This is a genomic window from Coriobacteriaceae bacterium, assembly GCA_025992705.1.
Taxonomy (GTDB): Bacteria; Actinomycetota; Coriobacteriia; order Coriobacteriales; family QAMH01; genus QAMH01.
In genome coordinates this window covers 2,114,479-2,133,113 of sequence record DAJPGJ010000001.1, presented here as the reverse complement: position 1 = coordinate 2,133,113, position 18,635 = coordinate 2,114,479, and the positions used below count along the sequence as shown (strand labels likewise).

The 18,635-nt window shown below is 59.0% G+C and carries 20 protein-coding genes; 17 read left to right on the top strand and 3 right to left on the bottom strand.

All coding sequences use genetic code 11. The features are described from left to right. The first annotated feature begins 49 nt into the window (after positions 1-49). The 17 genes from OIM11_09265 (at position 50) to rpsI (ending at position 16,361) form a co-directional block, all read left to right on the top strand. Complete coding sequence (locus OIM11_09265) at positions 50-715, top strand: HAD-IB family phosphatase (GenBank protein ID HJJ01308.1); 666 nt, start codon at positions 50-52, stop codon at positions 713-715. 2 nt (positions 716-717) lie between these two features. After that, the gene (locus tag OIM11_09260) at positions 718-1,569 is read left to right on the top strand and encodes an adenine glycosylase (GenBank protein ID HJJ01307.1); all 852 of its coding nucleotides are present in this window, start codon (positions 718-720) and stop codon (positions 1,567-1,569) included. A gap of 60 nt (positions 1,570-1,629) precedes the next feature. After that, the gene (gene pheA, locus OIM11_09255) at positions 1,630-2,478 is read left to right on the top strand and encodes a prephenate dehydratase (protein ID HJJ01306.1); all 849 of its coding nucleotides are present in this window, start codon (positions 1,630-1,632) and stop codon (positions 2,476-2,478) included. A 42-nt stretch (positions 2,479-2,520) separates the two neighbouring features. Continuing rightward, on the top strand, positions 2,521-3,660 hold the full coding sequence (locus OIM11_09250; GenBank protein ID HJJ01305.1) for an undecaprenyl/decaprenyl-phosphate alpha-N-acetylglucosaminyl 1-phosphate transferase: 1,140 nt from the start codon (positions 2,521-2,523) through the stop codon (positions 3,658-3,660). Next, on the top strand, positions 3,638-5,560 hold the full coding sequence (uvrC, locus tag OIM11_09245; protein ID HJJ01304.1) for an excinuclease ABC subunit UvrC: 1,923 nt from the start codon (positions 3,638-3,640) through the stop codon (positions 5,558-5,560). The genes OIM11_09250 and uvrC overlap by 23 nt, the downstream gene beginning before the upstream one ends. Positions 5,561-5,845: 285 nt before the next feature. After that, complete coding sequence (rapZ, locus tag OIM11_09240) at positions 5,846-6,763, top strand: RNase adapter RapZ (GenBank protein HJJ01303.1); 918 nt, start codon at positions 5,846-5,848, stop codon at positions 6,761-6,763. An 8-nt stretch (positions 6,764-6,771) separates the two neighbouring features. Continuing rightward, a complete protein-coding gene (locus OIM11_09235; GenBank protein HJJ01302.1) occupies positions 6,772-7,809 on the top strand; it encodes a YvcK family protein in 1,038 nt (345 codons plus the stop codon). After that, positions 7,788-8,714: a DNA-binding protein WhiA gene (gene whiA / locus OIM11_09230; protein ID HJJ01301.1), complete on the top strand. Its 927-nt coding sequence runs from the start codon at positions 7,788-7,790 to the stop codon at positions 8,712-8,714. The genes OIM11_09235 and whiA overlap by 22 nt, the downstream gene beginning before the upstream one ends. 60 nt (positions 8,715-8,774) lie before the next feature. Continuing rightward, the gene (locus tag OIM11_09225) at positions 8,775-10,034 is read left to right on the top strand and encodes a glutamate-5-semialdehyde dehydrogenase (GenBank protein HJJ01300.1); all 1,260 of its coding nucleotides are present in this window, start codon (positions 8,775-8,777) and stop codon (positions 10,032-10,034) included. Between the two features lie 3 nt (positions 10,035-10,037). Beyond that, the gene (nadD, locus tag OIM11_09220; protein ID HJJ01299.1) at positions 10,038-10,685 is read left to right on the top strand and encodes a nicotinate-nucleotide adenylyltransferase; all 648 of its coding nucleotides are present in this window, start codon (positions 10,038-10,040) and stop codon (positions 10,683-10,685) included. Positions 10,686-10,750: 65 nt separating this feature from the next. Next, positions 10,751-11,386 carry a bis(5'-nucleosyl)-tetraphosphatase (symmetrical) YqeK gene (yqeK, locus tag OIM11_09215; GenBank protein ID HJJ01298.1) on the top strand — a complete coding sequence of 212 codons (636 nt, stop codon included), beginning with the start codon at positions 10,751-10,753 and terminating at the stop codon, positions 11,384-11,386. Between the two features lie 54 nt (positions 11,387-11,440). Continuing rightward, positions 11,441-11,890: a ribosome silencing factor gene (rsfS, locus tag OIM11_09210; GenBank protein HJJ01297.1), complete on the top strand. Its 450-nt coding sequence runs from the start codon at positions 11,441-11,443 to the stop codon at positions 11,888-11,890. Positions 11,891-11,893: 3 nt separating this feature from the next. After that, a complete protein-coding gene (locus OIM11_09205) occupies positions 11,894-13,261 on the top strand; it encodes a MurT ligase domain-containing protein (protein HJJ01296.1) in 1,368 nt (455 codons plus the stop codon). A 3-nt stretch (positions 13,262-13,264) separates the two neighbouring features. After that, complete coding sequence (locus OIM11_09200) at positions 13,265-14,023, top strand: glutamine amidotransferase (protein ID HJJ01295.1); 759 nt, start codon at positions 13,265-13,267, stop codon at positions 14,021-14,023. A gap of 20 nt (positions 14,024-14,043) precedes the next feature. Beyond that, positions 14,044-15,384, top strand: coding sequence for a DUF4013 domain-containing protein (locus OIM11_09195; GenBank protein HJJ01294.1), 1,341 nt, complete (start codon positions 14,044-14,046; stop codon positions 15,382-15,384). A 137-nt stretch (positions 15,385-15,521) separates the two neighbouring features. Then, complete coding sequence (gene rplM, locus OIM11_09190) at positions 15,522-15,956, top strand: 50S ribosomal protein L13 (protein HJJ01293.1); 435 nt, start codon at positions 15,522-15,524, stop codon at positions 15,954-15,956. Positions 15,957-15,959: 3 nt separating this feature from the next. Beyond that, on the top strand, positions 15,960-16,361 hold the full coding sequence (gene rpsI, locus OIM11_09185; protein HJJ01292.1) for a 30S ribosomal protein S9: 402 nt from the start codon (positions 15,960-15,962) through the stop codon (positions 16,359-16,361). 137 nt (positions 16,362-16,498) lie between these two features. Here the strand turns inward: rpsI and OIM11_09180 are convergent, their stop codons facing one another. The 3 genes from OIM11_09180 to OIM11_09170 all read right to left on the bottom strand — a co-directional run bounded on the left by OIM11_09180 (position 16,499) and on the right by OIM11_09170 (position 18,635). Continuing rightward, positions 16,499-17,056 carry a hydrogenase maturation protease gene (locus OIM11_09180; GenBank protein ID HJJ01291.1) on the bottom strand — a complete coding sequence of 186 codons (558 nt, stop codon included), beginning with the start codon at positions 17,054-17,056 and terminating at the stop codon, positions 16,499-16,501. A 13-nt stretch (positions 17,057-17,069) separates the two neighbouring features. Beyond that, positions 17,070-17,639: a shikimate kinase gene (locus tag OIM11_09175; GenBank protein HJJ01290.1), complete on the bottom strand. Its 570-nt coding sequence runs from the start codon at positions 17,637-17,639 to the stop codon at positions 17,070-17,072. A 264-nt stretch (positions 17,640-17,903) separates the two neighbouring features. Beyond that, positions 17,904-18,635: a cytochrome b/b6 domain-containing protein gene (locus tag OIM11_09170; GenBank protein HJJ01289.1), complete on the bottom strand. Its 732-nt coding sequence runs from the start codon at positions 18,633-18,635 to the stop codon at positions 17,904-17,906.

Genomic DNA, 18,635 nt, shown 5'->3' with positions numbered 1-18,635 from the left:
GCGTATAATGCGCACGCACGTTTGTTATTTCAGGTATGGGAGAGGCGCATTGATACGCGTAGCCGCATTTGACCTAGATGGGACGATTCTCGACGGAGAGTCGCCTCTCAAGCTCACGACGAGCCTGCTGCGCCATCGCCAGCTACCCATACACAAGGCCTTCCTCATGGGCATATGGGGTATTCGCTATCGTCTGCGTCTGCCGCTGGTCGAATCCACGCCACGAGAGCTCCTGTTCTCGGCGCTCACCGAGCCGACGGTCGAGGAAGTCGATGCCGAGATCATGGATGTCTTCAACAGGCGCATTCGCAAGCATATCCGCCCCGGTGCGATTCGCGAGATCGAGCGCTGCCGCGCTGAGGACATGAAGGTGGTGCTGGCATCCGCGTCCTTCAAACCCATCACGACGACTATCGTCGAGGAGCTTGGCTTTGATGGCCAGGTATCGACCATCATGGAGGAAAAGGATGGCCATTACACGGGACGGGTCATGGGCGTTCCCGTTCAGGGCCGCGAGAAATTGCGTCTGCTCGTACAGTTGTGTGATGACAAGTTTGGTCCGCATGGTTGGGTGCTCGAGCGCGCATATAGCGACCATTACAGCGATGTTCCCATGCTCGAGCATGCCAAGGAAGTTGTCGTGGTGGATCCGGACAAAAAGCTCAAGCGCATCGCCGAGCGCCGTGGCTGGAAAATTGCCGACTGGGATTCGTAACGATGGACGTGTCGCCCGTGAGGCTCGGCGAATTCACCGAGACAGTATGGAGTCGCGGACGCGAGCTCTATCGCGACTTGCCCTGGCGCAACACTTTCGATCCGTATGCGATCCTGCTTTCCGAAATCATGCTTCAACAGACGCAGGTCGCCCGCGTGCTTGGGCGCTGGGAGCAGTGGCTTGAAGCTTTTCCCACGGTTGCCGATTTGGCGATGGCGCCCCTGCCTCCTGTGCTCGAGCTCTGGCAGGGCATGGGTTATAACCGCCGCGCGCTCAATCTCAAGCGCTGCGCCGAGGAAGTAGTCGCCACATACGGCGGCGAGATTCCATACGACAAGAAGGCGCTGCTTGCGTTGCCGGGCATCGGACCCTCGACATCTGCGGGTGTGCGCATATTTGCATTCCAGCAGCCTGATATGTACCTCGAGACCAATGTGCGTGCCGTGTTTATCCACGAGTTTTTCAGTGAGTACGAGACCGTGTCTGACAAGGAGCTCGTTCCGCTTGTTGAAGCAACTTGCCCTGATGGTCGTCGCGTGCGTGATTGGTATTATGCGCTGCTCGATTACGGTGCCTATTTGAAGAAGACCACCGTTAACCCCACGCGAAAGAGCAGGCAATATACGCGACAGTCCAAGTTCGAGGGCAGTCATCGTCAGAAGCGCGCCTACCTGCTGCGTTGCGTCATCGATGGCGCGCTCACGAGCCAGGAGCTTGCCGAGAGCTTGGCGCGAAGCGAACTGGAGGCTGGACGCGAGGCACCGTCGTCTGAGGAGACTCAGGCAATCCTGTGCGAGCTTGAGCGCGAAGGCTTCATCGCACGTCAGGGAGATACGTGGCTTTGCGCGGAGTAGGCGTCTGCCAGGCTGTGCTAAAATGCCCTGTCATCGCAAGCTAAACAAAGGTCTCGCATCATGTCTCAGCATAAGCTCACCTATGCATTTCTCGGTCCTGCCGGGACGTTCTCCGATATGGCTGTCCGTGCCCTCGTCGAGCGCGGTTCACTATCTGCCGATTACGAGTCACTGCCTTGTGACTCGCTGCCCGAGGTTTTCGAGGCTGTCGAGCGCGGCAAGGCCGACTACGGTGTTGTCCCCATCGAGAACTCCCTCGAGGGCTCGGTTACGGCAGTGCTCGATGCCTTTGCCTTTACTTCGCGCGCCGAGATTCTCGGAGAGATTGCCATTGACATCCATCAGGCACTGCTGCTCAATCCCGATGCCACGCTCGATGAGGTGACGACCATCGCCTCGCATACGCAGGGCATTGGGCAATGCCGTCGCTGGATTAACCAGAACCTTCCCAATCGACAGCTGCGCCTTGCTGATTCGACAGCCGCCGCTGCCGAGATGGCCGCCGCTGACAAGAGCGTTGCAGCCATCGCTTCGCCGCTTGCCGCCGAGATTTGCGGCATCAATGTCTACGAGGAAGCCATCGAGGACAACCTGAGCAGCCAGACGCGTTTTGTCATCATCGGCAAGGGGCCGGTGGCGCACGATGGACCGGGCAAGAGCACGCTTGCTCTTTTCATGAATACCGACCGTCCGGGTACGCTGCAAATGATTCTGTCGGAGCTCTTCTTCGCCGGCGTCAATCTCACGATGGTGCAGTCGCGACCCACCAAGCAGGAACTCGGCGATTACATGTTCTTCATGGATATCGATGGCTATGCTGACGAGCCCAATATCCAGGTCGCCCTCAATTGCCTGCGCATGAAGATGCGAGAGGTCAAGGTTATCGGCTCATATCCACGCAGCGTATGAGAATGCCGTATACTTAGCCGCATGCAAACGTGGATACACTACTTGCTGATCTTTGCCATCGCCTTTGCCGCGACAGCCGCTTTTGTTCCCCCTGTCAGGCGCTTTGCCATCGCGCGCGGTATCGTTGACGAGCCAGGGCCTCGCCGCGTCAACCGTCGCACCGTGCCACGTCTGGGCGGCGTCGCCATGTTCGGAGGGTTGCTCGTCGCCGTCATCATCGAATACATTGGCGAGCGTACTGGCTTTTGGCATGGCCCTCTCTACATTCCAGGTGAGGTCAACGTCAGGTCGCTTGGTGTGCTCATCGGCCTTGCGGTCATCGTGATCGTGGGTATCATCGATGACGTGCGCAGTCTTGGCCCAGGTGTGAAGTTTCTCGGACAGCTGTTTGCCTCCTGCATCATTGCAGGCACGGGAACCATTTTGCACGCGTTTCAGATTCCCGGCTCCTCTGCTGTCATCGACTTCGGGCTCTGGGCCTATCCCATTACGGTCATATATCTTGTCTGCTTCGTCAACATCATCAATCTCATCGACGGCCTCGATGGCCTGGCTGCGGGCATTACGGGCATGGCGGCTATCACGCTCTTTATCATGTTCATGACCTTGCAGCAGACGGAGGCCGCGCTGCTCGCTGCCATCACGGCCGCTGTGGCCGGTGCCTTCCTCGTCTATAACTTCTACCCGGCAAGTATCTTCATGGGGGATTCGGGCTCCATGCTCCTCGGCTTGTTGCTTGGGTCGGTCTCGCTTGTCGGTACGACGCGCCTGCTCTCGATCACGCTACTCATCGTTCCCGTCATCGTGGCACTCGTTCCCATTATCGACACGGCTGCGGCCATCGTGCGTCGTCTGCGCAAGCACGAATCCATCGCCACGCCCGACGCCGGCCATATCCATCATCGCCTGCTGCTGCGTGGCTATTCGCAGCGCAAGGCCGTCCTGCTCATCTATCTGTGGACGGCCGTTCTCTGCGTCGGCACCTTGCTCATGTGGGTGCTCGGCGGGACGGCCAAGATGGTGATTTTCATTCTCCTGCTCATTGCCTCGGCCATTATCGTGTACAAGATTGGCCTTTTCCATCCGGTGCGTCAGCGCCACGGGCGTGGTGACGTCATATACGACACCGAGGGCATCGACCCCGAACACGAGGCACGTCATGACGAGCAGCACGGACAATAGCTCTGCACCCGACCTGCGTGAGCAGCTGAAGAGCGTGCCCGAGGCTCCTGGCTGCTATCTTTGGAAGAACGCTCAGGGCGAGATCCTGTACGTCGGCAAGGCCGTTGATCTGCGTGCGCGCATGATGCAGTACGTTTCTGGGCAAGACGAGCGGCTCAAGATTCCGTTCATGATGGAACAGGTTGCCTCCTTTGACTACATCGTGGTGAACAACGAGACCGAGTCGCTCGTTCTCGAGAAGAACCTCATCCAGCAGTACAATCCGCCCTTCAACGTCGACTATCGCGACAACAAGAGCTACCCGTTCATTGCCATCACCAAGAGCGCCGCATATCCCGCCATCAAGTTCACGCGCGAGAAGCACAAGAGCGGCACACGCTATTTTGGGCCCTACACCGATGCACGTGCGGCCCGCGAGACCATCGATACCGTGCGACGCATCGTGCCGATTTGCGCCGTGTCCTGCGAGCAGTATCGCAAGATGACGCGCATGATCGAGGCGGGCAGATGGCCCACGTCCGATGACAAGGCCTGCTTCGCCTACCACATTGGCAAGGGAACGGGTCCCTGTTGCGCGGCTATCACGCCCGAGGAGTACGCGCCGCTTGTTGCCCGCGTGGAGCGTTTTCTGGCTGGTGAGCGTGACGAGTTCGTGGGGGAGCTCGAGGCCGAGATGAAGGAGGCGGCAGCCGAGCTCGATTTCGAGCATGCCGCACGTGCGCGCGATCGTCTCGAGGCCATCAAGGCACTGCAGGAGAAGCAGAAAGCCGTGCTTTCGCGTCCGCTCAACATCGACGTCATCGGATTCTTCCGCGAAGAGACGATTGCGGCGGCGCATGTTTTCGTCGTGCGAAACGGGCGAATCATCATCAGCAACGATTTCGTCCTCGACAAGGGCCTTAACGTGCCCGAGGCAGACCTCGTGGGCCAGTTCCTTTCCAAGTTCTATGACCAGACGACCGAGCTTCCACACGAGGTCGTCATCGCCGAACATCTGCCCGAAGAGGTGACCCGGCCGCTTGAGCAGTGGCTCACCGAGCGCCTCGCGAGTCCCCATGGCGCAAAAGTGCACGTGGTCGTCCCCGAGCGCGGTGAGCGCAATCAGCTGCTCGACCTTGCGGCGCTCAACGCCAAGCACGCGCTCATGCGCCACAAGATGCGCACCCGTTACGACGAGGAACGTCTCGATCTTGCGTTGCTGCAGCTCGAAAGCGCGCTCGCGTTGCCCGAACCGCCCATGCGCATCGAATGCTTCGACATCTCGACCATCCACGGCAACTATTCCGTCGCGTCGATGGTCGTCTTCACCAATGGCAAGCCCGATAAGTCGCAGTACCGTCGTTTCAAGATTCGCAAGGAATACGGCGAGGCCAACGACTTTGCGATGATGAGCGAGGTGCTGCGTCGTCGCTATGCACCCGAGCGCATGGCTGACGAGCGCTTTGGCTCACGGCCCGACCTGCTCATCCTCGACGGCGGCAAGCCGCAGCTCACGGCTGCCATTAACGAGCTCTCCGAGCTCGGTCTCGACATTCCCATGGCGGGTCTGGCCAAGAAGGACGAGGAACTCTACGTGCCCTGGGATGATACGGGTCCCGTCGTGCTGCCAAGCGGAAGCCCCTCGCTCTACCTCGTCAAGCACGTGCGCGACGAGGCGCACCGTTTTGCGATCACCTTCCACCGCGAGCTACGCGACAAGGGCATGGTCGCCTCCATCCTCGACGATGTTCCCGGCCTGGGTCCCAAACGGCGCAAGCAGCTCCTCAAGCACTTTGGCAGCGTCAAGCGCATGCGCGAGGCGAGTCTCGAGGAGATCGAAGCCGTGCCCGGTATTCCCAAGCAGGTCGCCGAAGACCTCTACGCGGTCATCCTCGACTTCGATGCCGAGCATGGGGCGTGATTCCGTCCCTCCCTTGTCATTTCGAGCGGAGACGCACGGACGCCCTCCCTTGTCATTTCGAGCGAGGACACGCCAATGCCTCCCTTGTCATTTCGAGCGGAGCGAACACAGTGAGCGAAGTCGAGAAATCTCGATCTTCCCGCCGCAAAGAAAACTGAGATCTCTCCACTCGCTTCGCTCGGTCGAGATGACAGGGGGTGTCTGCGCACCTCCGGTCGAGATGACATGAAGCCATTCACTCGCGGTATACTGTGAGCTCCTGCAATTTCGATAAAGGGGAGTCTCATGGCTCAGCAAGACGCTGTCGAGGAGCCTAGCCCTTCGACGCTTGGTCCCGACCTCATCGTCATTACCGGCATGTCCGGCGCAGGCCGCACCGAGGCCATGCACACCTTCGAGGACCTTGGTTATTTCTGCATCGACAACCTGCCGCCTTCGCTGCTTCTCAACCTTGTGAGCCTCGCCGGTCTCAACGTTGGTTCCTCGCGCAAGCTTGCCGTTGTCTGCGATTTGCGCGCCAAGGAGTTCTTCCCCGAACTGGCTCGCGAGCTTGACAAGCTCGACGAGATGGGAATCTCCACCAAGGTGCTCTTCCTCGATTCGACAGATGAGCAACTGTTGAATCGTTATAAGGCAACGCGACGTCGTCATCCGCTTTGCGAGGGCGACATGTCAATTCTCGATGGCATTCGCAAGGAACGAGAGCTGCTCGATGAGGCGCGCACGCAAGCCGATTACGTGCTCGACACAAGCGTCACGCGCCCCCAGGAGACGCGTGCAAAGATTCGCGCGCTCTTTGCGTCCGAGAACGATATCGACGAGATGCATATCTCGGTTTACTCCTTCGGCTTCAAACACGGCGCACCTATCGACGCCGATATTGTCATCGACGTACGCTTCCTTCCCAATCCGTACTACGACAAGGAGCTGCGTACCAAGACGGGTCTCGATCGTGAGGTCTCCGAGTTCGTACTCGAACAGCCCGAGACCAAGCGTTTTCTCGAGCGCTGGTACGCCTTGCTCGACGAGATCATTCCCGGCTACATCCAGGAGGGCAAGCAATACCTCACCATCGGTGTGGGCTGCACGGGGGGCCAGCATCGCAGCGTTGCGCTTGCTATCATGACTGGTCAGCATCTCTCGCAGGCGGGCTTCCACGTCAACACCGCTCATCGTGACCTGGCGCTTGCCGAGGTCAACTAGGAGGTCCCATGAATCGAACAAATGCCGTCGTCATAGGTGGTGGCACGGGCGCACCCGCTTCCATCCGCACGCTGCTCGACATGGGCTGCAAGGTCTCCTCGGTCGTCGCCATGGTCGATGATGGTGGCTCGACGGGCATCCTGCGTGAACGTGGTGGTGTGATACCGCCGGGCGATATCCGCAAGTGCATCAGCGCGATGTCGGCCAATTACGAGGGCATACTCGCACGTGCGTTTCGCCATCGCTTTGACTATCTCGACAATCACTCGCTCGGAAACCTCATTCTCACGGCCATCGCAGACGAGACCAATTCCTTCCCTGATGCCATTCGCGTGTGCGAGGGACTCATCGAAGCGCGTGGCCACGTGTATCCCTCAACGCTGCATGATGTGAGCCTTTACGGTCTCACCAACGATGGCACCGAGCTCGAAGGCCAGGCCGTCATAAGCGATGCCGATTGCAGCATGCGCTACGTTTCGTTGCATCCCGCCGATGCGCAGGCATATCCTTCGGCGCTACGCGTCATCCGAGAAGCCAACTTCATCGTGCTCGGCCCAGGCTCGTTGTTCACCTCGATCATCCCCAACCTGCTCGTCCCCGGCGTCATCGACGCAATCCGCGAGGCTCATGACCGCGAGAACGATCCGGCTTGCACGCTCTTCGTGTGCTCGCTTGCCGACATGCAGGGTGAGACCTGGGGCATGAACTGCTACGACTATGTCGATGCGCTTCTTCGTCACGGCATGCGCGGCCTGCTCGACATCGCGCTCATCCATCGCAATTCCGAGACGAGCCCAATGGCGAGCGGCGTCTTTCCCGCCATCACCGATTACTCCGATGCGCGCAAGTACACGAAGGGGCGCAGGGCCGGCAAACTCGCCCATGTGGAGGCGAGCAACGAGACGGTAGGAAGGGTCATGGAGCTTGGCGTGCAACCCATGGTGCGTGATCTGGTCGATCCGGTGCGTCCCACCTGGCACGACCGCGAGAAGCTTGCCAAGGCGTTTCAGGAGGTGCTGGCAGCGTGTCATTCACGTCAGAGGTGAAAGACGAGCTGTCCCGCATCGAACCCACGTGCCCGCGCTGCGATCGCGCCGAGCTCTCCGCACTCATCCGCATCGAGGGCACGCTTTCCATCAGCGGGGAGGGTCCGCGCCTCGAGCTTGCGACTGAGACGGCGAGCGTTGCCCGCACGGCGATTCGGTTGCTCCATAGCGTTTACGAGCTCGCCACCAATCTCACCGTGCGCCGCAGCATTTTGCACAAGACGCACAACTACCTCATCACCGTACCGCCGCAGGCTGGACTCACCGACGCCCTACGCGACATGGGCATTCTCGGCGATGAGGGCTTCGAGGGCGGCATACGTCCCGAGCTTGTCGAAGGCGCCTGCTGCGCCGGCGCCTACCTGCGGGGCGCTTTTCTTGGCGGCGGCTACATAGCCGATCCGCGCGGTGCCTTTCACTTCGAGCTTGCGGGGCCGTCTGAGGAGCTGATCGCGGCTTGTCTTGAGCTCATGCGCGAGCATGGCATCAAGGCACGCTACATTCGCCGTCACAACATGTACGCGATCTACATCAAGGGCATCGAGCAGATTATCGCCTTCCTCGCGTTTGTGGGGGCTCATCAAGGCGCGCTCACCATCGAGAACGCGCGTGTCATCAAGTCGGTGAGAAACGACACGAACCGTCGTGTCAACGCCGAGATCGCCAACCAGGTCAAGGCCACGAAGGCCTCGTTGCGGCAAATCGAGTGCATACGACGCCTCGTGGGCCAGAAGGGCATCGAGGCGATTCCCGCATCGTTGCGCGAGGTTGCCCTGCTGCGTATCAAGCATCCCGATGCTTCGGTCAAGGAACTTGGCGAGCTTGCTGATCCGCCGCTGTCGAAGAGCGCGGTCTATCATCGCATGCGGCGCATTGCGGCAATGATTGACGAGGAAGAGAGCTGACGCTCCCGTATAATGGCTGGAACGCAAGAGCAAGGGACTGCAGGAGAAAGGGCACGGCACATGGGCGAGGCACTGGAAAAGGCGAAAAAGGCACGCATCGCATCGCGCGAGCTGGCACAGACGAGCTCATCGCAACGCTGCGACGCGCTCAACAAGATGGCCGATGCGCTTATTGCGCAGGCGGCGCAGATTCTCGAGGCGAACGAAGCCGATATGAACGCTGCACGTGAGAAGGGTACGCCCGGTCCATTGCTTGATCGTCTCATGCTCTCACATGAACGCATCGACGGCATTGCCGACGGTTTGCGACAGGTTGCTGCACAGCCTGAGGTGCTCGGCGAAGTCCTCGAGGGAAGCGAGCTCTATAACGGACTGCGCATGATCAAGTATCGCGTGCCGCTTGGAGTCGTCGCGATGATCTACGAGGCACGCCCCAACGTCACTGCCGATGCCGCTGCCCTATGCATCAAGACGGGCAATGCTTGCATTCTGCGTGGTGGTAGCTTGGCACAGCGCTCCTGCCTTACCATCTCGCACATTCTTGCGGAGGCGGCAGCCAGTGCCGGCCTGCCCGTTGACTGCATCCAGAGCATCGAGGACCCTGGCCGCGAGGCAACCGATGAGCTCATGAGTCTCGCCGGTTTGGTCGACGTGCTCATTCCGCGTGGTGGCGCTGGCCTCATCCAGCACTGCGTGAAGAACGCGACCGTGCCCGTCATCGAGACGGGCACGGGTAATTGTCACGTCTACATTCACAAGCAGGCCGACCCCGCCTATGTCGAGCCTATCATCATGAACGCGAAGACGCAGCGCCCCGGTGTCTGCAATGCCTGCGAGAGCATCCTCATCGACGAAGAGGTCGCCGAGATCTTCCTGCCCACGTTGCTTATGGCACTTGCCCGCGCAGGCGTCGTCATCCACGCCGATGCTCCTGCCGCTGCCATTGCTTCCGCGCACGGCATCGAAACCACTGCCGCGACCGAGGAGGATTGGGGCACCGAGTACCTCGACATGGAGATCAGCGTCAAGTGCGTCACCGGTGTCGGGGAGGCGATTGCACATATCAACGCATATGGCACGGGCCACTCGGAGAGCATCATCTCTCAGGACGTGAGTGCCGTTGACGCGTTTCAGCGTCAGGTCGATGCGGCTGTTGTCTATGCCAACGCCTCGACGCGCTTTACCGACGGTGGCGAGTTCGGGCTAGGCGCCGAGATTGGCATCAGCACCCAGAAGCTTCACGCACGCGGACCCATGGGTGCGGCTGCGCTTACATCGGTCAAGTATCTTGTGAGCGGTGAGGGCCAGATTCGAGGCTAAGGTGTGGAGAAAGATGCGCGCATAGGCATTATGGGCGGCACCTTCGATCCGGTGCACAATGGGCATCTCGTCATCGCGCGCAGCGCTGCCGAGCAACTTGAGCTCAGCCGCGTGCTTTTCATTCCGGCGGGTAATCCTCATTTCAAGCAGGATCAAGAGGTCACGCCCGCATCGCAGCGTGCCGACATGGTCGCGCTCGCGATTGCGGATGACTCGCTCTTTGCGCTTGACCTCTGCGAAGTCGAACGCGGGGGCATCACCTATACGGCTGACACGCTCGAAGAGCTGGCACAGCGCTATGAGGGTGCACGGCTCTTCTTCATCATGGGCACCGATTCGGCAATTACCTTGCCAGGCTGGAAGCGAGCCGATGATGTCGCGCGGCTGTGCACCATCGTCGTGGCGAAGCGCCCGGGGCAATCCACTGAGCGCGTGCGCGAGGCCCTTGGGGCAAGCCCCGTCGACTTCGATGTCATGTATCTCGACGTTCCGCAGATTGACGTGTCCTCGACCCAGTTACGCGAGGACATAGCATGTGGCAGGGACGTGAGCGACATGATCCCGGCGCCTGTCGGGGCATATATTTCCCGGATGGGCTTATACCGGGGTGATGAGACAGTTGCTCAGGGACGTTGTCTCATTTTCAAATGAGACAACGTCCCTGAGCAACTGTCTCATCACCCCGACCCGCATATCGAGAGAGAAGGTTTGTGAACGTGAAGGAAGACAAGAAACTGCTGAAACGTGTGACCAAGGCGGTGGACAAGCGCTTGTCGGGCAAGCGTCTCGAGCACGTCCATTCGGTTTCCGAGTGCGCTGCCAAGCTTGCACGCATATACGGAGCCAATGAATTCGACGCTCGCATCGCGGGACTGTTGCATGACTGGGACAAGCTGCTGACCGATGACGAATTGCCGGCACGTCTTGACGAGCTGGGCATCGAACGTCCCGCAAACATCGAGTACCTGTATCCGGTCCTGCATTCTTTCACAGGCGCCGCCGCCGTCAAACGCGAGTTCCCCGAGCTCAGCGATGACATCATCAGCGCCATTCACAAGCATACACTTGGCGATTTCGAAATGAGTGATCTGGACATAATCATCTTCACGGCCGATATGATCGAACCGCTTCGAAAGACGAAGGGGCGCCCGCAGATCAAGCGGCTGCGCAAGATGGTAGGCGAGGCATCGCTCGACGAGCTGTATTTCGAGGCCTATGCAACGACGATGGTGTCGCTCATCGAGCGCAAGCGTTTCATTGACCCGGTTGCTCTCGACATCTGGAACAGCCTGGTCGAGCGCCATCATCCCATCGACAAATCGCGTCAGGGCGACCCCGACGTCGTCTTGTAATACAATTCGCTATCATTAACGCAAGCAAACTTGCATGTCCGTAAAGGGGGCACGTTGACCGAGCACAGCGCATTCAAGGAGCAGGCACTCGTTGCCGCGCGCGCCATCGACGAGAAGAAGGGCACCGACATAGTCATCCAGGATGTGTCAGACCTTCTCAATGTCACCGACTATTTCGTAATCTGCACGGCAGCCAATAATCGTCGCGTCGATGCGATTGCCGAGGAAGTCGAGGAGCAGCTTTTCAAGGATTTCGGCATCAAGCCGGTGAGCATCGAGGGCCTCGACGAGAGCGAGTGGGTGCTCATGGACTACGGTCCTATCGTCGTGCATATCTTCCAACCTGGTCCGCGTGATTACTACCGTCTTGAGCAACTTTGGGATGCGGCTCCCACCGTGGATGTCGCTCTCGCGGGCATCGAGGACCCCGTTTACACCGAGCGCATCGCGCGTCTCCTCGAGCGTGCCGAAGGCGCAAGCCAGGACACGGTGGACGAGGACTAGCTCATGAGTGCCAGGACGGTCTGTGCGGCGCTCGTCTGCAAGGCGACGTACCATATGCTACGCCTGCTCGGACGTGGTGGCACCTCGCTGCCAGGTAAGCTTGCCCTCAAGATTGATCCCGAATATCTGCACCGCCTGAGCCGTGGCGTCCGTACCATCGTGATTACGGGAACCAACGGCAAGACGACGTCCACGCATATCGTTGCCCAGGCGCTCGAGAACATGGGCGAGCAAGCGTTCTATAACCGTAGTGGCGCAAACCTCATCCAGGGCATCACGACGGAGTTTGCGATCCGTTCGAGCATCACGGGCAAGCCACGCTACAAGCTTGCCGCCATCGAGTGCGATGAGGGCGCGTTGCGGCGCGTGTGCAAGCAGCTTGACCCGGACGTGCTCGTGGTCACGAACGTCTTCCGTGACCAGCTCGACCGCTACGGCGAGGTCACTCACACGCTCGAGAACATCATGGCGGGCGTGACGAATTCTCCGCATGCGACGCTGTGCCTCAACGCAGATGACTCGATGGTTGCCTCGATTGCCGACAAGGTTGATAACGATGTCATTTTCTATGGCGTGAGCTGCGAGATTTACCCCGAGCGCGTAGCCGACCTTTCGGATGCGACGCACTGCATCATGTGCGGTGCCGAATATGCCTACGACTATGTCACGTTTGCGCATTTGGGCGGATTTCGCTGTCCGGCTTGCGGCTATGCTCGCCCCGTTCCCGCAGTCGCGGTGGAAAAGATTCTCGAGCGACACAGCGATAGCTGCGTGCTCGAGATCAGTGTTGACGGCGTAAGCTCGGCGGTGCCGGTTGATGTGCCTGCAAGCTACGATATCTACAATTGTGCATGCGTCGTGGCTGGCCTTTTGGCGTTTGGTTTTTCCAAGGAGCAGGCCTTCGAGGCGCTTGGCAAATTCAAGCACGGTTTCGGTCGCTCGGAGGTCCTCGACATCAACGGCACCAAGGTGCGTCTCATGCTCATGAAGAATCCGGCAGGCTGCAATCAGATTATCAACCTACTGCTCAACGAGACCGACGAGGGTATGGGTCTCGTATGCATACTCAATGACCAGGAATGCGACGGGACGGATGTCTCGTGGATTTACGATGCCGGCTGGGAGGCGATCTGCGCACGCAAGTCCGAGGCCATCTGCAGTGGCGACCGCGCCGAGGACATGGCGCTGCGCCTCAAGTATGCGGGGATGCCCGCCTCCGGCATCCGCATCATCCACGATTATGGCGAGCTCATCGAGGAGCTTAATCGCATGGACCATGCGGTGACGGTCGTCGCCAACTACTCGGCGATGCTCGGCTTTCGCGCGAAAGCGGCAAGCGTTCTGGGCCTCGCGGGATTCTGGGAGGGCTAGGCAGTGACTGACGGGCGCATGCACATCACGATCGGACATCTCTACCCCGACCTGCTCAATCTCTACGGAGACCGTGGCAACACGATTGCGCTCACCAAGCGCTGCGAATGGCGTGACATCGATGCGCAGGTGGTTGACCTGGGCGCAGGCCAGGATGCGGATTTCGAGGATATCGACCTCTTCTTTATCGGGGGTGGCCAGGACTTCGACCAGCGCACGCTGTTGGCAGATCTGGGCGTGGGGGTTGCCGGCTCTAAGGCCTCGCGTTTGCAGCGGGCCATCGAGAACGATGTCCCCGTACTCGCCATATGTGGCGGTTACCAGATTCTCGGCGAGTATTATGTCGATCACGAAGGCCACGAGGCTTCCTATATCGGCGCGCTGCCCATGTATACCGAGGCGGGTGATACGCGTCTCATCGGCAACATCGTCTTCACGGCAGACGCCATCGAGGGCGCGCCCGTGGTCGTCGGGTTCGAGAACCATGCAGGCCGCACACATCTGCGCGAGGGGGCACGAGCGCTCGGCACGGTGGTGAAGGGCTTCGGCAACAATGGCGAGGACGGCACCGAGGGCCTACGCTACCGCAATGTCATTGCGACCTACAGCCATGGCCCGCTTCTGCCCAAAAATCCACGTGTGGCAGATGCGCTCATCGAGCTTGCGCTGCAACGCAGATATCCCGGGGTGCAGCTTTCTCGTCTTGATGATGCTCTTGAAGACGCAGCTCATGATACTATGAAGCAAAGACTAATCTCATAACCGTTTAAACGGAGGAAATTATGGATCAGACGAACTACAGCGGGAAGTATTTCCGTACGAGCTATGGTGACATCAAGTCATCGAAAGGCTGGTTTGGCAAAATCTGTCTGCTCGGCCTCATCTCGTTTATCCCCATATTCGGCCAGATGACCGTCTATGGATACGCCTGGGAGTGGGCACACAAAGCGGCATGGGGTGTCGAATCGCCCATGCCCAAGAAGATTTACGGTCGTCCGGGTAGCAAGATGCTGCGTTGGGGCTGGTTTGCGCTCGTCATCGCAATCGTGATGACCATCATTCCGGGCATCGTCTTGTCAATCGGCGGCTGGTTTAGCTCGATGGGCATGGAGACCGGTATCTACACGGCAACGGGCCGCTACATGGTCGTCACGCCGGGCAACTTCGTCTTTGCCGGCATCGGCTGGATTCTCTACGTTGCCGGTATCGTACTCACCGTCTTTGCCAGCGTCATGATCTGGGTGGGCACCATCCGCATGACCATGTACGATCGCCTGGGTACGGGCCTGCAATTCGGCAAGATCTGGACCATGATCAAAAAGGACTTCGGCGGCCTCATGCGCATCTTCGGCATGGCGATTCTCTTCGACCTTGTCGGTGGCATCATCATCGGCATCGTTGCTCTCATCATCGTGGTGGCCGTGCTCGGTGCTACCGTTGCACCGCTCATTTTCATGTCGAGTAACGGCATGTACTCTGACTCGGCGATGTTCGGCTATGTCCTGACCCTCATCATGACGATGTTCCCCGTTGTCCTCGTCCTTTCCTACGTCTGGTTTGTGTACAGCGCATTTATAGAACTGCTCGTTGCCAGGGCGGTAGGTTACTGGACGCGTCAGTTTGACGTGTCTGCTTGGGGTACGAAGGATGACCCGCTGCCCTTTGAGGTTGCCGGTGGACAGCCCGATGCGCCCCATCCGCCCCATGCTCCGGCTGCATCTGGTGATATGCCTGCTCCGCCCACGGGTGAACCTGTGAACGTTGCCGCTCCGCAACCAGCTTCTGCAGCTGCGTCCGAGGTCCCTGCGGCGCTCAATCCCGTGGTGGTCGCCGAGGCACTTGACGCCGAGCCCGAGCTGCCTGCATCCGATGCGGCTGATGACAACGTGAGCGATGAGGCAACGCACGTCGACGTTGTCGATCCCGAGTTGGCCGAGCCCGAGGAGGCGGCGGCTGGCATTATCGCCGCGGAAGAAGATGCGGAGCATCCCGAGGCTGCGCTTGAGGCGGGTGACGACGCGAAGGATGCAGATGCGTCGCCGTTTGTCGACGATGTCGATCCCAATCTTGTCGTCTCCGAAGAGGATGAGATGACGGAGCGTCAGTCTGAGGACAAGCTCTAGAGGGCAAAAAGCGTCATCCACTTAGCATATTTTTATTGCTTTCGTGTCGCACCACGAGTATTCTTAACGGGTTCGCTTTCAGAGCCCCGTGAAACTCTGTGATTGAACAACATGGTAGTTTAGTTGGAGGAACACACGTGAAGACCTACTATGCGAAGCCCGGCGAAGTCCAGCGCGAGTGGCTTCTGGTCGATGCGACCGACATGACCCTTGGTCGTCTTGCTTCCGCCGTTGCGCAGATTCTGCGCGGCAAGAACAAGCCGACGTACACGCCGCACGTTGACACGGGCGACTTCGTTGTCGTCATCAACTGCGACAAGATCAAAGTGACTGGCGCCAAGGTCACCGATAAGGTGTACACCCGCATCACGGGCTATCCCGGCGGCGTGCGTCAGGAGACCTTCCAGGAGGCAATGGAGAAGCATCCCGAGCGCGTCATCGAGCACGCCGTCAAGGGCATGCTCCCCAAGAACACGCTCGGACGTCAGATGGCTAAGAAGCTCAAGGTCTATGTAGGCCCCGAGCATCCGCATCAGGCGCAGAATCCCCGCAAGATTGACCTGGAGGCATAACCCATGGCAGATACCAAGAAAGAAGCCATCTACTATGGCACCGGTCGCCGCAAGAACGCCATCGCGCGCGTTCGTCTCGTCCCCGGTACCGGTAAGGTCACCGTTAACAAGCGCGACGCCGAGGATTACTTCGGCCGCAAGGCGCTCGTCGAGTATGCGATGACTCCCTTCACCGTGACGGGTACGGTCAAGCATTTCGACGTCATTGCCACGCTCAATGGCGGTGGCATCTCCGGTCAGGCTGGTGCTCTGCGTCACGGCATCGCCCGTGCGTTGCTTGAGGCTGGTGACTATCGTGCCGAGCTCAAGAAGGCTGGCTTCCTCACGCGCGATCCGCGTATGGTCGAGCGCAAGAAGTACGGTCTCAAGAAGGCTCGCAAGCGTCCGCAGTTCTCCAAGCGCTAAGTTTCGAGAGACATATATGCAAGAGAAGGCCCGCATCTGCGGGCCTTCTTGTTGTGAGCCCCTTTTTGTGTCTTTCAACTGAGCGCTCGTTCTTGTCATTTCGAGCGGCGCGTAGCGGAGTCGAGAAATCTCAGCACCTACAGGCTGATTTCCAGTAGCTCGAGCACCGCGTCTACTGCGTAGGGCACGGCCGCCTTTACCTCGGGTGTTAGATCGATGGTGAAGTCCCGTGGGCAAATGTCCTTCTTCTGCACGCCCACGCAGCGGATGTCACAGTCATGCCCAGCCAGACGTGCGTTATTGAGCACGTCCGAGACGCGCATGTCGTGCAGCGAGTGCATGATGCTATAGGCTGCCATATCCTCGGGTGTGAAGGTGTAACAGGTGCCGGGAGCCGCATCGGGTCCGCAATCCACGGCATCTACGATGACCAGGCGGTCGAAATCACGAATGTACGGGATGAGCCCCATGCCCATGGTGCCAGCATCCATGACGGGGATGCGTTCGTCAGCTCCGTCGTCGTCATGGGCATCGTATTCGCGAAAGGTTTCGACAAGCGTCCGGGCATGGGCATCATCGAAGGCTTCTCGGGCGACATCGTAATTAGTCAGCACCTTGGCCATGTGCGAGCCAAAACCTTCATCGAGCATGAGCATGTTTCCCACGCAGACGACCATCTGCTTGATATCTTCCACAGAGTCTCCTTCGTTATGCCTGCAGGTATGATGCAAGCTCTGCCGCGAGCTTTTCGACCGACTCGAGTGTGCTGAGCCCGTCAAGCTTCACGATGAGGTCAGCTGCATTCTCGTAGAGCGGGTGGCGCTCCTCGTAAAGGTCCTCGAGCGTGTTTCCCTGGTGGATGACGACCCCGCGGTCGAGTAGGTCGGGCGAAAGCCGACGGGAGATCTCGTCGAGGCTCAAATCGAGGAAGACGACGGTTCCCAGCGACTTCAGGTTTGCAACGGCGTCGGTACCATACACGGCCGAGCCGCCTGTCGCGATGACGTGGCGAGCGCACGAGAGATTCGCGAGCAACTCGTTCTCGCAGGCAATGAAGCCTTCAGTGCCGCGTGCTTCCAGTATCTCCGAGAGCAACATGCCCTCGCCTTCCTGGATGAGCAGGTCGGTATCGACAAAGCGATACCCGAGCTTCTTGGCGAGCACAACGCCGAGCGTGCTTTTGCCAGCACCGGGCATGCCAATGAGCGTGATGTTGTCGTGTTTTTGCATGGGCACAATCTTATCATCAACGAGATGCTCGCTGTTAACGCTGCCCATGCGAAGGGATGCGCGTTTCTGGCGGATGTCTAGCCTTGTTGCTCTGCGTTGCGCACTTTTCGCGAATCTCTAGGATTTGGCTTACCTGCGTGCGCATTTATGAGGAAAGTCTAGGGTTCAAGCGTTTAAATCCTAGACTTTCGCGATCTCTGCGCTTGCAATCGCCTTTCGTCGCTAGACATCCGCCAGAAATGCGCACGCTTCGAAAAAGATGGGGCCCGCAGGATTTCCCGCGGGCCCCATCGTCATCTTGTGGAGAAGCGCTTACTCCTTCTCGAGGACCACCTTGTCCTCCATGACGATGATCTCCTCGTCCATGGGATCGTAACCGGAGACGTTCATGGTCTCCAGGCTATAGGTCAGACCACCATGCGGCTTGGTGCCAAGCAGCATGACCTTGGTCGGATCGATACCCTCGATGTTGGCGAGGTAGATGTGGATGAGCGTGAAGCAGATGAAGAAGAACATCATGAAGTAGTGGATGACGCGCACCTTCATCAGACCACCGACGAGCGCAGTGAAGCCAGCGAAGAACGGGATGTTCATCGTCGGAACCCACAAGCAGAAGCCCGTGTAGCCCATGAAGAGGAGAGCTACAGCGATGAGGATGTAGGACAGCTTCTGCGGTACGCCGTACTTGCCACCCAGGGGATGGTCCTTCTTGAAGAAGAGATAGTACTTGATCCACGGCCAGAGCTGGTGGCGGTTGTCCTTCTGCGGGAAGAACGTGTACATATCCAGCTTGGTCTCACGGGTGCCGTAAGCCGGAGCGGACTTGATGAAGCCAGCGGCGACGATACGGAAGATGAGGTTGATGAGGATCACAAACGCGCAGAACATGTGCACGCCACGAGCCATGCCCATCAGGCCAGGAACAACCGGGTAGTGAATCTCGATACCCGAGAGGATAAGGAGAAGCATGCAGATGAGGTTGACCCAGTGGGTAAAGCGGAAGACGAACGGATGTGCCTCAGGATAGTGTACGAGATGTGCCAT

What these genes read in the sequence shown, in the direction of transcription:
- OIM11_09175 (HJJ01290.1), bottom strand. Translation starts at nt 17,639, where the DNA reads ATGGGCAGCGTTAACAGCGAGCATCTCGTTGATGATAAGATTGTGCCC.
- uvrC (HJJ01304.1), top strand. Translation starts at nt 3,638, where the DNA reads ATGACGAGCAGCACGGACAATAGCTCTGCACCCGACCTGCGTGAGCAG.
- OIM11_09195 (HJJ01294.1), top strand. Translation starts at nt 14,044, where the DNA reads ATGGATCAGACGAACTACAGCGGGAAGTATTTCCGTACGAGCTATGGT.
- OIM11_09205 (HJJ01296.1), top strand. Translation starts at nt 11,894, where the DNA reads ATGAGTGCCAGGACGGTCTGTGCGGCGCTCGTCTGCAAGGCGACGTAC.
- OIM11_09260 (HJJ01307.1), top strand. Translation starts at nt 718, where the DNA reads ATGGACGTGTCGCCCGTGAGGCTCGGCGAATTCACCGAGACAGTATGG.
- rapZ (HJJ01303.1), top strand. Translation starts at nt 5,846, where the DNA reads ATGGCTCAGCAAGACGCTGTCGAGGAGCCTAGCCCTTCGACGCTTGGT.
- OIM11_09235 (HJJ01302.1), top strand. Translation starts at nt 6,772, where the DNA reads ATGAATCGAACAAATGCCGTCGTCATAGGTGGTGGCACGGGCGCACCC.
- OIM11_09225 (HJJ01300.1), top strand. Translation starts at nt 8,775, where the DNA reads ATGGGCGAGGCACTGGAAAAGGCGAAAAAGGCACGCATCGCATCGCGC.
- pheA (HJJ01306.1), top strand. Translation starts at nt 1,630, where the DNA reads ATGTCTCAGCATAAGCTCACCTATGCATTTCTCGGTCCTGCCGGGACG.
- rpsI (HJJ01292.1), top strand. Translation starts at nt 15,960, where the DNA reads ATGGCAGATACCAAGAAAGAAGCCATCTACTATGGCACCGGTCGCCGC.
- OIM11_09170 (HJJ01289.1), bottom strand. Translation starts at nt 18,635, where the DNA reads ATGGCACATCTCGTACACTATCCTGAGGCACATCCGTTCGTCTTCCGC.